The sequence below is a fragment of the Mycobacterium sp. TH-M103 genome (assembly GCF_057473785.1).
Genome location: NZ_JBYCLG010000324.1, coordinates 1 through 14,152, shown reverse-complemented (window position 1 = coordinate 14,152; position 14,152 = coordinate 1). Strand labels below are relative to the sequence as shown.

Below are 14,152 nucleotides of genomic sequence, written 5' to 3'. Positions count from 1 at the left end.
GGCGGCGCGGACCGTCATCGCCCGATGTCCGGGTAGTTGGTGGTCAGGATCTCGTGATATTGGGCACGCATGAGTTCGGCTGTGTCGGCAGGATTCTGGCCCGCGGCCAGCCGGCCCTTGAGGGCGGCGACGGACTCGAATCCCCGGTTGTGCATCCAGTCGCGCAGGCCGTCCACCAGCGTGGAGACATGTTCGGGGCCGTGGGCGAGCAGGGCCGAGGTTGTCATCGTCACGTCGGCGCCGGCCAGAAGATACTTGACGACTTCGTCCGGTGTCCACACGCCGGTGCTTGCGGCGATCGAGGCGTCCAACACCGGCGAGAGCAACGCGATCCACAGGAGCGGCAGCCGGATGTCATAGGGTGTGCTGAGCCGAAGATCGGATCTCGGTTTCAGGTATTCGAGGTCGATGTCGGGGCCGTAGAACCTGTTGAACAGGACAAGGCCGTCGGCGCCGCTTTGCACCATTCGGGTCGCCATATGTGCCGGTGAACTGAAGAACGGGGAGATCTTGACTGCGACGGGAACGCTGACGGCGTCCTTGACCGCCCGCAGTATTTCGATGTAGCTGTCTTCCAGCGCCGCGCCGGTTTCGGCCGGGTCGGCGGGTACCCGATAGATGTTGAGCTCGACCGCGCTGGCGCCGGCGTCCTGCAGTCGACGCGCGACGTCGACCCAGCCCGAACCGGATTTGGCGTTCAGGCTCGCGATGATGGGCACTCCTGCGCGCCGCGCCGCCATCCGAAGCGTCCGCAGCCAGCCCTCCAAAATGCCCCGTTCCGCGGGGATTTCGGGGAAGTACCCGGCGGCCTCCGGCTGGGTCTCGCTGCCCTGTTCGAGCAGCGCCGCCTGAGCCAGCTCCTCGGCGACGATCTGCTCTTGGTAGATCGAGGCCATCACGATCGCCGCGGCACCCGCGTCGGCGAGACGCAGGATGCCGTCCAGGCCGGCGGTCAGCGGAGACGCCGAGGCGACGATCGGGTGTTCGAGGTCGAGCCCGAGATACCGCGTTCGCAGGTCCACGTGACTCGGCCCGGTCATTCCGTGACGTCTTCCCAGTGCGGCAGAAAGCGGCTGCCGTCGCGCGCCGCGAGGTCTTCGTAGCTCCGGTACCGCTCGTCGGCGGCCGCTTGGGCCTGGCGCAGCATCTCGGCCGCCTTCTCGGGGTGGCTTCTGGTGAGTGTGCTGTAGCGAAGCTCACGGTAGGCGTAGTCGCGCAGCGGAATCCGCGGGCGGGGGGAGTCCAGCCGGAACGGGTTCAGGCCCTTCTTGCGCATCGTCGGGTCGAACCGGAACAAGGGCCAGTGGCCGCTGGCCACGGCACGGGCTTGCTCTTTCATGCCGGTGCGCATGTCGATGCCGTGGGCGATGCACTGCGAATACGCAAGCACGACCGACGGGCCCTCGAATGCCTCGGCTTCGCGCAGCGCGATCAACGCCTGTTCGGAGTTGGCGCCGAGCGCGATCTGAGCCACGTATACGTTGCCGTAGGAGATCGCTTGCATGGCAAGGTCTTTGCGTGGCACACGCTTTCCCGCCGCCGCGAATTTCGCCGAGGCGCCCAGGGGAGTCGCCTTGGAAGACTGGCCTCCGGTGTTCGAGTAGACCTCGGTGTCGAGGACGAGCACGTTGACGTCGCGGCCCTGGGCCAGCACGTGGTCGAGGCCGCCGTAGCCGATGTCATAGGCCCAGCCGTCACCGCCGACGATCCACACGCTGCGACGGACCAGGAAGTCGGCGACGGTCAGCAGCATCTGCGCATCGCGCGACCCGATCGGCGCCAACTCGGCTTTCAGGGCCGCCACGCGGGTGCGCTGCGCGGCGTACTCGGATTCGGTGCGCTGGGTGGCCTGCAGCAGCGCCCCGGCCAGATCCGCTCCGAGCTGGGGCGCGAGCCGGGTCAGGAGGTCGCGGGCCAGGCCGGTCTGCTTGTCGATCGCCAGCCGGTAGCCCAGACCGAATTCGGCATTGTCCTCGAAGAGCGAGTTGGACCATGCCGCGCCGCGCCCGTCGGCGTTGGCCTTCCAGGCATGGGTGGGGGTGTTACCCGCGTAGATCGACGAACAACCCGTCGCGTTGGCGATCTGCAGCCGGTCACCGAAAAGCTGTGAGATCAGTTTCAGATAAGGGGTTTCGCCGCATCCGGCACAGGCGCCGCAGAACTCGAACAGCGGCTCCAGGAGTTGCACTCCGCGCACATTGGCGAAGTTCACCTGTTGGCGGTCGGGTGTGGGCAGTGTCTCGAAGAATGCGATGTTGTCGCGTTCCTGCCGCAGGATCGGCAGCTTGTCGCCCATATTGATGGCGCGCCGGTCGTCGCCCGCTTGGCTGTAGGCCGGGCAGTTCTCCACGCAGACACCGCAGCCGGTGCAGTCCTCGACGTAGATCTGCAGGGTGAAGCGCGCGTCGGGATAGCCGCGGGCGTTGACCGGCGCGGACGGGAAGTCCTCCGGCGCGTCGGTCAGGCTATTCGCGTTGTACGTCTTCACGCGGATCACGCTGTGCGGGCAGACGATGCTGCACTGGCCGCACTGGATGCACAGCGCCGGATCCCAGATGGGCACCTGCACGGCGATGTTGCGCTTCTCGTACTGTGTCGTGCCCACCGGAAAGGTGCCGTCCACCGGCAGCCGGCTCACGGGGATGTCATCGCCGCGCCCGGCCATGATCTCCGCGGTGACCCGGCGCACGAACTCCGGCGCGTCGGGCGCGACGATCGGTGGCATTTCTTCGCTGCCGGTGGTGGGCGTCTCGGGCACGTGCACCTCATGCAGGGCGTCGAGGGCGGCGTCGACCGCGGCGAAATTGAGCTTCACCACCGCTTCGCCCTTGCCGGCGTAGGTTTTTTCGATGAAGCGTTTGACTTCGGCGGTGGCCTCCGCGGACGGCAACACCCGGGCCAGGTGGAAAAAGCAGGTCTGCAGGATGGTGTTCACCCGTGGCCCAAGCCCGATCCGCAGCGCCACGGCCGAGGCGTCGATGACGTGGAAACGCAGCTTCTTGTCGATGATCTGCCTTTGGACCTGGTGTGGAAGCCGACCCCAGACGTCGTCGGGTCCGTAGGGGCTGTTGAGCAGGAACGTCGCTCCCGGGACAGCCGCGCCGAGGACGTCGCGCTTGGTCAGAAAGCTGAATTTGTGGCAGGCCACGAAGTCGGCGTGGCGGATCAGGTAGGGCGCCGCGATCGGCCGCGTCCCGAAGCGCAGGTGCGATGCCGTCTCGGCGCCCGACTTGTGGGAATCGTATTCGAAGTAGGCCTGGGCGTAACGCTGCGGCGCCTGGCTGAGAATCTTGACGCTGTTCTTGTTGGCGCCGACCGTCCCGTCGGCCCCGAGCCCGAAGAACAGGCAGCGCACGGTGTCGTCGGGCTCGATGTCCAGTGTCCGGTCGTAGTCGAGGCTGGTGTGGCCGACATCGTCGATGATCCCGACCGTGAAGTGGTTGCGAGGCACCGGCTTGGCCAGTTCGTCGAACACCGCCTTGGCCATCCCGGGATGGAAATCCTTGGAGGACAGTCCGTATCGTCCACCGATCACCCTCGGCATCCGCGTGAGCCGGCCCTCGGCGACGGCGTCGCTCAGTACCGCCACGACGTCGGCGTGCAGTGGTTCCATCGGCGCGCCGGGCTCTTTCGTCCGGTCGAGCACCGCGATCGAGCGCACGGTCTGCGGCAGCGCGTCCAGGAAGTGTTCGGCGGAGAACGGCCGATACAGCAGGACCTGCAGGGCACCCACCTTCTCGCCACGGCGATTGAGCCAGCGCGCGGTCTCGCGCACGACTTCGGCGGCCGACCCCATGCTGATGACCACGCGCTCGGCGTCGTGCGGGCCGTCGTAGCGAAACAGGGAATAGCGCCGGCCGCACAGAGCCGCGAGCCGGTCCATGCTCGACTGCACGATCGCAGGCAGGCGGGCGTAGAAGGGGTTCACCGCCTCGCGTGTCTGGAAATAGGTGTCCGGGTTCTGCCAGGTCCCCCTGATGACCGGGCGTTCCGGGCTCAGGCCGCGCTCGCGGTGGGCGTGCACCACGTCATCGTCGATCATGGCGGAGATGTGGGCGTCGGGCAGCAGCGCAATCTTGTTGTACTCGTGCGAGGTTCGAAAGCCGTCGGTGAAGTGGATCAATGGGACGCGCGCCGTGAGCGTGGCGGCCTGCGCGACCAGCGCAAGGTCATGGGCTTCCTGCACCGAGGCGGCGCCGAGAATCCCGAAGCCGGTGACCCGCGCGGCCATGACGTCTTGATGGTCGCCGAAGATCGAGGAGGCCCCGGCGGCCAGCGCGCGTGCGGCCACGTGAAAAACCGTCGAGGTCAGCTCGCCGGCGATCTTGTACATGTTGGGCAGCATTAGCATCAGGCCCTGCGAGGCGGTGAAAGTCGTTGTCAGCGCGCCGCTTTGCAGTGAGCCGTGCACACAGCCCGCGGCGCCGCCCTCCGACTGCATCTCCTGCACGACCGGGACGCTGCCCCAGATGTTGCACAGGCCCCGATCCGACCAGGCATCGGCCAGTTCGGCCATCGGCGACGACGGGGTGATCGGGTAGATGGCGCAGACCTCGTTGACCCGATAGGCGATGTGCGCCACGGCGGTGTTGCCGTCGACAGTGTCGTCGCGCTCCGTCGCATCGGCTCCTCGTGGTGCCTCGGGTGGTTGCCGCATGCGCCTATCTCCGTACCTTGAAACTGCTCGGCGTCAACGCTTCGCGGTGCCTGCCCGACGGCGCGGGCTGCCCGGGCGGCTCGGGCACCATCTCGATGGCGTGGCACGGGCACTGCTCGAAACACGTTGCGCAGCCGGTACACAGGTCGAGTTCGACGCTGTAGCCGCGCCCGGGGCCCAGGCGGGTGATCGCCTGTTCGGGGCAGGCCGCGTAGCAGTTGTCGCATTCGAAGCAGTTGCCGCACGACAGGCAGCGTTGTGCCTCGTAGCGCGCCTGCGTTTCGTCCAGACCCGCCACGATTTCGCCGAACCCGCCGCGCTGCGCGGGCGGGACTTCGGGCTGTTGGCTGCGCGGGGCGTCCAAGTAGTCGAGCAGATGCAGCATGTCGAAGGTGACCAGCGGGTGCGAGGGCGGGTGCCGGTAGGTTTCGCCTCTCATCCAGGCGTCCATGGCGCGTGCCGCCAGCTTGCCGTGCCCGACGGCCGCGGTCATGGTCCGGGGGCCGCCGATGCAGTCCCCGCCGGCGAAGACCCCCGGGTGCCCGGTCATCAAGACCTCGTCCACCTGCACCACATTGTCCGGGTTGATCCGGACACCGGCCGCGCCGCGCAGCAAGGACAGGTCGCTGTGCTGGCCGATGGCCAGCACGACCGAATCGGCGGCAATGCGCTCGGTTTCGCCGGTCGGGGTAAGGCTGCCGTCGGGGTTCATCGCGACCTTTTCGATCAGAATCCCCGCGGCGCCGAACTGTTCGACGGTGCTGAGCCACTTGATCTTCACGCCCTCCGCGAACGCCTCGCGGGCCTCGCCGGGCGATGCCGCGAGATGGGACTCGTCGCGGCGGTACACCAGCACCGCGTCGCGTGCCCCGAGCCGCCGGGCGGTGCGAGCGGCATCCATGGCGACATCGCCGCCACCGATGACCGCCACCGCACGGCCGAGCCGGGGTTGGCGACCCTTTTTCGCCTCGCCGAGCAGCGCGACCGCGTCGGTGAGCTTTTTGCCGTCCATCGCCGGAATGTCCAGGTGGTTGGCCTCCTGGGCGCCGACGGCCACGAAGACGGCGTCGAAGCCGCCAGTGCGCATCTCGCCGGCCACATCCTCGACGCGATGGCCGCACGTGAGGGTGATCCCCGGCATGGCAGTGATGCGGGCGACCTCCTGGCGCAGCGGTTCGCGCGGCAGGCGATAAGCCGGGATGCCGCAGGTCATCATCCCGCCGGGTTCCTCGGCGGCATCCCGGATCTCGACACGGTGACCCATGCGCGCCAGGTGATAGGCGCACGCCAGCCCGCCCGGACCCGCGCCGACGACCAGAACCGACTTACCGCTGGGTGCCGCGACGGGCACGCGCCAGGCTTCGTCGGCCGCGAGATCGCCCAGGAAGCGCTCGACGGCGTGGATCGCCACGGATGTGTCCAGTGACGCGCGGTTGCAGCCGCTTTCGCAGGGGTGATAGCACGCCCGCCCGTGAGTCGACGGCAGCGGATTGTCCTCGACGAGCGCCCGCCACGCCTTTTCGTATTCTCCGTCGTGCGCGTGGGCCAGCCAGGCCTGGATGTTCTCGCCGGCCGGGCAGGCGTGATTGCACGGCGGTAGCAGATCCACGTAGAGCGGTCGCTGCCATCGGTGGCTGCCCACGCCCCTGCGCGTCGTTTCCCGCAGGACCTGGGTCATATCGGGCAGATTCAACGACACGACGTCCCTCCAGGCCGACACGATTCCGCCGACCGACAGCGGAGCCGTCGGTGTGCCCGTCTGGCCGCCGCGACGAACGCGCATCCCTTTGTCGCCGAATCGCTACGACGTTTGTACGGCACAGCCGGCCGGCGGGCGTAGGGCCTTAAGCCCTGCGGGAGCCTGGCCGAATGTCACACCACGACGTGCTCGGACGGTCGATCAACGGCCCCGCGACTCGGGACTTCCGCCCCTACTGCGCGTCGTGTGGCGGTGGTCGAATCGGGACCAGCCATGAACGCGAGGAGACCGTAGATGACGGCCAACCACGAGGGCGGTATGACCTGCCACATCGACGTGCTGATCGACGAGCACGAGGAGCGGACCCGGGCCAAGGCGAGGCTGTCCTGGGCGGGCAACTCCCTCGTCGGCATCGGCCTGGCGCGAGTCGACCCGCTCGACGAGCCGGTGGCCAAGATTGGCGAGGAGCTTGCCATCGCCCGCGCACTGACGGATCTGGCGAACCAGTTGTTCGCGCTGACGTCGACCGACATCCAGACCAGCACCCATCAGCCGGTCACCCGGCTGCATCACTGACCTTTGGCCCTGCAGCAACGAATCCTGAAAGCGTAGCGTAGCAACGAATGATGAGACAACGCCCCGAGTTACCGGCCGCCTTTGAGGTGGAGGTCACGACGCACGGCCGGCTGGCCGGCGCCGACGACTACGCCCGGACCAAGGTCGGTGAGCTCGGCCGGCTCACCCACGAGCCGGTGCTGCACGCTCACGTTCGGCTGAGCGAGCACGGCGACCCGGCGGTCGCCCGCCGGGTTATCGCGCAGGCGAACCTCGACGTCGACGGCCGGCTGGTCCGCGCCCAGGTCGAAGGGGTCACGGCGCGCGAGGCCGTCGACCGCCTCGAGGCGCGGCTGCGCCACCGGCTGGAACGCAGCGCCGAGCACTGGGAAGCCAGGCGGGGCGGGACGCCCCGCCGCGGGCCGCACGAATGGCGGCACCAGTCCGAGCCCGCCCACCGGCCGCATTACTTCCCCCGGCCCGAAAGCGAACGTCGGGTCATGCGGCACAAGTCGTTCAGCGTGCCCATGTGCACCGTCGACGAGGCCGGGTTCGAGATGGAACTGCTCGACTACGACTTCCATCTCTTCACCGAGAAGGGCACCAGGCAAGACAGCGTGCTCTATCGGGGCGGCCCCGCCGAATACCGCTTGGCGCAGATCGATCCGCAGTCCGCCGACGACCTGGCACCATTCGAGCTTCCGCTGACCATCAGTCCCGCGCCCGCCCCGCGGCTTACCGTCGAGCAGGCGATCGAACGGATCGGGCTGCTCGGCCTGCCGTTTCTGTTCTTCGTCGACACCGCACGCGAGCGCGGCAGCGTGCTGTACCACCGCTACGACGGTCATTACGGGCTCATCACACCGGCGAACTGAGCGCGCGGCGTAAACCGTCGAGAGCATGAAACCCCCGTGCCGCGGCGGTCCCGGAAACTCCCCCCTGTCCGGGACCGCCGCTCTCGACTCAGCCCTTGACGACCCCCAGCGGGACCAGGCGGGCGACCTTGCGTGCCAGGCCGCCGTGGTGACTGGCCTCGATGACGTGGTCGATTTCCTTGTACGCCTCGGGTTTTTCCTCGGTGATTCCCCTGCGGGCGGTGCCGTGCACGAGGATGCCGCCCGCCGTAAGGCGGGTACGTATCTGCCCTCCGCTGGTGTGGCGGGCCGCCTGATGACGGCTCTGCACGCGCCCGGCACCGTGTGCGGTGGAATAGAACGCGGGATTGCCGACCACCCCGGCGAGCGCATACGACGCCGTGCCCATCGTTCCCGGGATGAGCACCGGTTGACCGATCGATGCCAGCCCGTCGGGCAGTTCGGCGTGATGCGGCGGCAGTGAGCGGGTGGCGCCTCTGCGGTGAACGCACAGGCAGCGCGGCCGGCCGTCGACGGAGTCACTTCGATCTTAAATTAACCAGATTGTGCGATACGTCGTAGAGCAGATCCAGCGCGCTCGCGGTTTAGTCATCGAATACCCGGCGCGTTGCCGCGGTGAGCAATTGGCGTTTGGCGCCACCGGAGTTGGCCATCGCCGCCATCGCCACGATGTGCGGTAGAGCCCGGTGCCCGGAAGCGCTTTCCGCCATGATATTTCGCAGAGCTGGTGCCCGCTTCTACGCGCCCCGACGGCCGGACCTCTCGGCGACGGCGTAGCGCAGCACCGCACCCACCCCGTCGGCCGGGGCGATCCGTTTATCGGCGCGCATCACGGCGGCGCCCACCGCGATCGCGCTGAACGGCAACGCCTCGTCGGCCCGCGCCACCCGTACCACCGGTTCGCCGAGCTCGGAGAGCGCGTCGGCGTCGGGGGCGATGGTCGTCAGCGCCTCGGCGGTGACCACGGTGGCATCGCCCGGATCGCCGACGATCAGCGTGTCGACGTCGCCGTCGCGCAGCGCCGCGCAGACGGCGGCCAGCCCCTCGACCGCCAGGCCCGAGTCGCGCCCGCGTTCGGCTTCGAAGCGCTCGGCCACGTCGGCCATCTCGGCGCCGCGGCGCCGGTCGAACTCCGCGGCCGTCAGCTCGCGGATCTCATCCGCGCCGATAGCGCTCTTGCGGGTACCCGCGTGCAGCTGTGTCACCCGGTCGGCAACCCGCTTGGGCAATGCGGGGACCAGCTCGGCGAGCGAACGGGCGTCACCGCTGACGAACACCACCTCGGGGTGGGATTCGTCCACCAACCGCGTCAGATGGTCGGCGACGGCCCGGCAGTTCATGCGCACGGCCTCATCGGTCGTGTGCTGAAGGTCGCCGTAACCGTTCCAGCCGGCTGTCACCGGCTTGTGCACCGGGTAACCGACACCGCCGATGCTCTTCGAGCTGACCGCGGTCCCCTGATACAGGCTCACGTCGGCGCCGGCGTGGTCGACCGTGGCGAGCACGTAAGTCGGGAGCCGCATTTCGAGGTCGATCAACGGCAGGACGTAGGGGTAATCCGACAGGCGGACCACGGTGGCCGGTGGTGGGGTGGCCAGCTGCTCGTTGACCAGCACCTGTTCGGCGGTCGCGATCACCGCGCGGCCGCGCCGCCCGACGGCGGGCCGGTGATTGAGCACGGCCCCGTCGAGCATGCCCAGCAGCTCCGCGGCCGCACCCATGCCCTCGAGCCGGGCGTGAATATCGTGCCACTGCGTCTCCTGCACCTCGACGGCGTCCAGGGTGTTGTGGGAGTCATCGAAGTACACCGACGCGAAGGGGCCTTCGGCTTTTGCCAGCCATTTGAGGCGTTCTGATCGCATCGCATCACGCTAGGAACGCCGGGCGCGGGCACGCGAGGGTCGTTAGCCCCCAGATTCGGGCCTAAGGTCATCGCGCCTGCCGGGCGTGCCGCAACGCGTCGAGTTCGCCGGTGATGCTCGGGCTGACCTGCACGGGGTAGGTCCGCTCGCCGGCGTCCAGGGCGCGCAGCGCGGGCGGCAGCCGGTCGATCTGCCGACGCGCCCGCTCACGCGACTCCGCCAGGCCCGAATCGTGGCGCGGCATGCGCCGGCCGTCCTTCATGACGGGCACCAGCAGCGGTTCGCCGCCGAAGTCTTCGCCGGGCCGGGCGATGGTATCGCCGGCGAACACGCCGTCCGCCAGCCGCCGCAGCACCTGTTTGCGGCCCGGGTAGATCACCTTGCCGCTGGAGAACTTGGTCCGCCCGGTGCCGTCGTACTCCACCAGTTTGTATGCCATGTCGAGGGCGGGCGCATCCTGGGAAACAACGACTTTGGTGCCGACGGCGAACGCGTCGATCGGGGATCCGTCGGCCACGAGCGCGGCGATGCGGTACTCGTCGAGACCCGACGAGGCGAAGATCTCGATGTGGTTCAGTCCCGCGGCGTCGAGCTTCGCGCGGGCGGCCTTCGCTAGGGCGCCCAGGTCCCCGGAGTCGAGGCGGATCGCCGCCACGTCGACACCCGCGCCACGGCGGGTCAGCTCGATGACGCGATCGACGCCGCGCAGCGTGTCGAAGGTGTCGACGAGCAACGTGGTGCCGGGGTAGATCCGGGCGAACGCGTCGAACGCGTCGAGTTCGCTGTCGAAAGCCTGCACGAAGCTGTGCGCCATCGTGCCGAACGCGGGAATCCCGTACTCGCGGGCAGCGAGCAGGTTCGAGGTGCCCGCCAGGCCGGCGAGGTAGCCGGCCCGCGCGACTTTGAGCGCCGCGTCGGTGCCGTGTGCGCGCCGCGCCCCGAAGTCCACCACCGTGCGGCCGCGCGCGGCGTCGACCACGCGGGCGGCCTTGCTGGCCAGCACGCTCTGCAGGTGAATCTGGTTCACCACGAACGTCTCGGCGAGCTGGGCCTCAAGGATCGGCGCGATCACCTGCACGATCGGCTCGTGGGGAAAGACCACCGTGCCCTCCGGCACCGCCCACACGTCGCCGGTGAACCGCACGGTGGCGAGCGCCCGCAGGAACTCGTCGGTGAACAAGCCCAGTCCGCGCAGGTAGTCGATGTCGGCCCGGGTGAAGTGCAGTGTCTCCAAATGCTCGAGCACGTCGGGCAATCCGGCGGCCATGACGTAGGACCGGGTCTCGGGAAGCTTGCGGAAGAACGTCTCGAACACCGCCGTTCCCGACATGCCCCGGGCCAGGTAGGCCTGCGCCATCGTGACCTCGTAGAGGTCGGTGAACAGGGCCCCGGGGGTCATTGCTCGTAGAGCGCCGACAGCCGGTCCGCGAACTTCTCGATCACGGCCTTACGGCGTAGCTTCAGGCTCGGCGTCAGATCACCGGACTCGACCGAGAGCTCGTGGTCGGCGATCGTGAACTTCTTGATCTGCTCCCAACGGTTCAACTCCAGGTTGAGCGCGTCGATGTATCCCGCGATCAGCTCCCGCGTCCTCTCGTCGTGCGCGATCTCGGCAAAAGGCTTGCCCGCCAAGCCGTTCTTGGCGGCCCAGTCCGCGATCGCCTCGCCGTCGAGGCTGACCAGCCCCACGCAGTACGGCTTGCCCTCCCCGTACACGAGCAGCTCGCTGGCATACGGGCACAGGCCCTTGAACTTCGCGTCGATCGCCGACGGCGCAACGTATTTGCCTTGCGAGGTCTTGAACATGTCCTTTTTGCGGTCGGTGATCCGCAGGAACCCGTCGGCGTCGATCTCCCCGACGTCACCGGTGTGGAACCAGCCGTCGGCGTCGAGCGCTTCGGCGGTGGCGTCCGGCAGGTCGTGGTAGGCGGTCATCAGCCCCGGCCCCCGCAGCAGGATCTCGCCGTCGTCGGCGATCCTCACCTCGGTGGCCGGGAATGGCCAGCCGACCGTCCCGAACCGGTAGGCGTGGGGGCGGTTGATGAACGAGGCGGCCGCGGTCTCGGTCAGCCCGTAGCCCTCGAGCACCACGATCCCGACGGCGTCGAACCACCGCGCGACGTCGCGGTCCAGGGCGGCGGCCGCCGAGACGAAGAACCGCAACCGGCCGCCGAAGCGCTGCCGGATGGTGTCCAGCACCAGGCGGTCGGCGACCTTGTAGGCCAGCGAGGACACCAGCGACGGCTTTCTGCCGGCCTGCCGGGCCTCGGACACGTTCCTGCCGACCGCGATCGCCCAGTCGAACATCTTTTTCGTGAGCAGTCCCCGCTCGGCGACCATTCCCTCGATGCGGGCGTGGGCCTTTTCGAAGATGCGCGGTGCCGCGCCCATGATGGTCGGCCGCAGGTCCGCGAGGTTGTCGACGATCCTCTCGACCCGGCCGTCGATCGCCGTGGGGAAACCGATCTGCAGCGGCAACGCCAGCATCACCTTGCCGAACGCATGGGCCAGCGGCAGCCACAGGAAGTTCAGGTCGTCGGGCCCGAGGATGTTCAGCGCGTCGATGGCCGCGGCGGTGTAGGTCCACGCCCCGTGGGTCAGCCGCACGCCTTTGGGCCGCCCGGTGGTACCGGACGTGTAGATCAGGCTGGCGAGCTGGGCCGGGCCGATCGCCGCGACCCGTTCCCGGATGGCGTCGGGGGAGTCGGCGAGCAATTGCTTGCCCAGCTGCTCCAGTTCGGCCAGGCTGATCACCCAGTCGCCGTCACCGTTGCCGTCGATGAGCACCACCTTGCTCACGTCGGGCAGTTCGGTGCGGCGCTCGAGCAGCTTGTCGAGCTGGCCCTGGTCCTCGGCGACGACGACGCGGCTGCCCGAATTGGCGACGATGTAGGCGACGTCGGCGGCGTTCGTCGTCGGATACACCGTGGTGGTCGCCGCGCCCGCGCACATCACGGCGAAGTCGACGAGCACCCACTCGTAGCGCGTCGACGACGCGAGCGCCACCCGGTCCTCCGGGGCGATCCCCAGCGCGATCAGCCCGCCCGCGATGTTGGCGACGCGCTCACCGACCTGCTGCCAGGTGACGCTGTCCCAGCTGTGGTCCTGTGGGTACCGAAAGGCTTCCGCTTGCGGTGTGGCGGCGACGCGGTCGAGAAACATCCGCGCCACCGAGGGCGCGCGATTTTCGATCTTGGTGAAGTCCGGCCTCTCCATCGAGGCGAGTGGTGTTGTCATTTCGCTAATCCATTGGTGCCGTGCCGAATGCCGCGGGTTGGGTTATCGGTAACCCCGATCCTGCGGTGATCCCGGCCGCGGGGATAGAGACGAAAGTCACCCGATCGCCGGCGGCGAACCGCCGGCCGGGCAGGGCCTTTTGTCACCGCGCCCATCGGCTAATTGCCCCGGCGCCGGGCGCGCCGCTCGCGTAGCGTACAGCCCGTGACCAAGTACCCGGGTCGGTGACATGACGCGCCGCGGCAGCCGATCACGGCCGGCGGTGGCCGCCGAGCGGGCTGCCGCGAGCGCCGTGTGCGCCGAGGAGTTGGCCGCGCTGGACGTCTTCGCCGGCATTCCGGCGGAAGACCTCGCTGTTCTGGCTGCCGACCTGATGCCGCTACGCGCGGTCCCCGGCGAGGTCTTGATGCGGCAGGGCGAGCGGGCGACGTCCTTTGCGATCATCACCTCGGGCCGCGTCGCGATCAGCCACCTCGGCCCCCGAGGCCAGGTTGCCGAAACCGGGCTCGCTCCGGGAACGGTCGTTGGCGAAATCGCCCTGCTGCGAGAACAACCCAGAACGGCGACGGTGACGGCGATGGACAATGTCTTCGGGTACACCGGATACGCCGGCGCCTTCGACCGCATGCTGGCCATGCCGGTCGTCGCCGAGCGGATGGTCCGCACCGCACGGCAGCGGCTGGCCGCCTACATCACTCCGATTCCGGTGTCGACCAACGACGGTGCCGCGCTGCTGCTGCGTCCGGTCCTGCCCGGCGACGCCGAGCGTTTCAAGAGCGACGGTTGCTTCTCGCGGCAGACCCTCTACCGCCGCTACCAGGGTGGCACTCCGACCGACGCCCGGCTGGCCTACCTGTTCGAGGTCGACTACGTCGACCACTTCGTCTGGGTTGTCACCGACGGGCCGCAGGGGCCGGCCGTCGCCGACGCGCGCTTCATCCGCGACGAGGACGACCACGGCTCGGCCGAGGTCGCGCTCACCGTGGCCGACGCCTACCAGGGCCGCGGCGTCGGCACGCTGCTGTTGGGGGCGCTGGCGCTGGCCGCACGCATCGACGGGATCGAGCGGTTCCACGCCCGCGTTTTCTCGGACAACCCGCCCGCCCGCGCGCTGGGCGACAAGGTGAACGCTCGCTGGCAGCACGAGGAGCCCGGGGTGGTCACGACGACGGGGGAGATCCCCGCCGATGCCGACGTGCCCCTCGACCCCGACATGTGCCGGCGGATCCGGCGCGTGGCCCGCCAGGTGATCCACGCGGTCGACTAG

The 14,152-nt window shown here is 68.7% G+C and carries 10 protein-coding genes; 3 read left to right on the top strand and 7 right to left on the bottom strand.

The features are described 5' to 3' along the window. Positions 1 to 14 precede the first annotated feature (14 nt). The 3 genes from AC2VOR_RS17970 to AC2VOR_RS17960 are packed head-to-tail and all read right to left on the bottom strand — an operon-like array spanning position 15 to position 6,335. Positions 15 to 1,040, bottom strand: a complete 1,026-nt coding sequence (locus AC2VOR_RS17970) for a dihydroorotate dehydrogenase-like protein (protein WP_369739320.1) — start codon at positions 1,038 to 1,040, stop codon at positions 15 to 17. Then, on the bottom strand, positions 1,037 to 4,657 hold the full coding sequence (gene nifJ / locus AC2VOR_RS17965) for a pyruvate:ferredoxin (flavodoxin) oxidoreductase (protein ID WP_486964244.1): 3,621 nt from the start codon (positions 4,655 to 4,657) through the stop codon (positions 1,037 to 1,039). The genes AC2VOR_RS17970 and nifJ overlap by 4 nt, the downstream gene beginning before the upstream one ends. A 4-nt stretch (positions 4,658 to 4,661) precedes the next feature. Next, the gene (locus AC2VOR_RS17960) at positions 4,662 to 6,335 is read right to left on the bottom strand and encodes an NAD(P)-binding protein (RefSeq protein ID WP_486964243.1); all 1,674 of its coding nucleotides are present in this window, start codon (positions 6,333 to 6,335) and stop codon (positions 4,662 to 4,664) included. A 315-nt stretch (positions 6,336 to 6,650) separates the two neighbouring features. On the opposite strand from AC2VOR_RS17960, the gene AC2VOR_RS17955 reads away from it, so the two are divergent. Both AC2VOR_RS17955 and AC2VOR_RS17950 read left to right on the top strand, forming a co-directional pair. Next, the gene (locus AC2VOR_RS17955) at positions 6,651 to 6,932 is read left to right on the top strand and encodes a DUF1876 domain-containing protein (RefSeq protein WP_369739317.1); all 282 of its coding nucleotides are present in this window, start codon (positions 6,651 to 6,653) and stop codon (positions 6,930 to 6,932) included. A 50-nt stretch (positions 6,933 to 6,982) separates the two neighbouring features. Then, complete coding sequence (locus AC2VOR_RS17950; protein ID WP_369739316.1) at positions 6,983 to 7,786, top strand: sigma 54 modulation/S30EA ribosomal C-terminal domain-containing protein; 804 nt, start codon at positions 6,983 to 6,985, stop codon at positions 7,784 to 7,786. An 88-nt stretch (positions 7,787 to 7,874) separates the two neighbouring features. Here AC2VOR_RS17950 and AC2VOR_RS17945 read toward each other — a convergent pair whose 3' ends face one another. The 4 genes from AC2VOR_RS17945 to AC2VOR_RS17930 all read right to left on the bottom strand — a co-directional run bounded on the left by AC2VOR_RS17945 (position 7,875) and on the right by AC2VOR_RS17930 (position 12,885). Continuing rightward, on the bottom strand, positions 7,875 to 8,225 hold the full coding sequence (locus AC2VOR_RS17945) for an RtcB family protein (protein ID WP_369741656.1): 351 nt from the start codon (positions 8,223 to 8,225) through the stop codon (positions 7,875 to 7,877). Positions 8,226 to 8,523: 298 nt separating this feature from the next. Then, positions 8,524 to 9,648, bottom strand: a complete 1,125-nt coding sequence (locus AC2VOR_RS17940) for an Rv2629 family ribosome hibernation factor (protein WP_369739315.1) — start codon at positions 9,646 to 9,648, stop codon at positions 8,524 to 8,526. 67 nt (positions 9,649 to 9,715) lie between these two features. After that, the gene (locus AC2VOR_RS17935; RefSeq protein WP_369739314.1) at positions 9,716 to 11,047 is read right to left on the bottom strand and encodes a nicotinate phosphoribosyltransferase; all 1,332 of its coding nucleotides are present in this window, start codon (positions 11,045 to 11,047) and stop codon (positions 9,716 to 9,718) included. Then, positions 11,044 to 12,885: an AMP-dependent synthetase/ligase gene (locus AC2VOR_RS17930; RefSeq protein WP_486964242.1), complete on the bottom strand. Its 1,842-nt coding sequence runs from the start codon at positions 12,883 to 12,885 to the stop codon at positions 11,044 to 11,046. Before AC2VOR_RS17930 ends, AC2VOR_RS17935 begins: the two co-directional genes overlap by 4 nt. Positions 12,886 to 13,114: 229 nt before the next feature. On the opposite strand from AC2VOR_RS17930, the gene AC2VOR_RS17925 reads away from it, so the two are divergent. Continuing rightward, a complete protein-coding gene (locus tag AC2VOR_RS17925; protein ID WP_486964241.1) occupies positions 13,115 to 14,152 on the top strand; it encodes a GNAT family N-acetyltransferase in 1,038 nt (345 codons plus the stop codon).

Excerpts from the sequence above, each read along its gene's own strand:
- AC2VOR_RS17970 (WP_369739320.1), bottom strand. The coding sequence starts at position 1,040 with ATGACCGGGCCGAGTCACGTGGACCTGCGAACGCGGTATCTCGGGCTC.
- nifJ (WP_486964244.1), bottom strand. The coding sequence starts at position 4,657 with ATGCGGCAACCACCCGAGGCACCACGAGGAGCCGATGCGACGGAGCGC.
- AC2VOR_RS17960 (WP_486964243.1), bottom strand. The coding sequence starts at position 6,335 with ATGACCCAGGTCCTGCGGGAAACGACGCGCAGGGGCGTGGGCAGCCAC.
- AC2VOR_RS17955 (WP_369739317.1), top strand. The coding sequence starts at position 6,651 with ATGACGGCCAACCACGAGGGCGGTATGACCTGCCACATCGACGTGCTG.
- AC2VOR_RS17950 (WP_369739316.1), top strand. The coding sequence starts at position 6,983 with ATGAGACAACGCCCCGAGTTACCGGCCGCCTTTGAGGTGGAGGTCACG.
- AC2VOR_RS17940 (WP_369739315.1), bottom strand. The coding sequence starts at position 9,648 with ATGCGATCAGAACGCCTCAAATGGCTGGCAAAAGCCGAAGGCCCCTTC.
- AC2VOR_RS17935 (WP_369739314.1), bottom strand. The coding sequence starts at position 11,047 with ATGACCCCCGGGGCCCTGTTCACCGACCTCTACGAGGTCACGATGGCG.
- AC2VOR_RS17930 (WP_486964242.1), bottom strand. The coding sequence starts at position 12,885 with ATGACAACACCACTCGCCTCGATGGAGAGGCCGGACTTCACCAAGATC.
- AC2VOR_RS17925 (WP_486964241.1), top strand. The coding sequence starts at position 13,115 with ATGACGCGCCGCGGCAGCCGATCACGGCCGGCGGTGGCCGCCGAGCGG.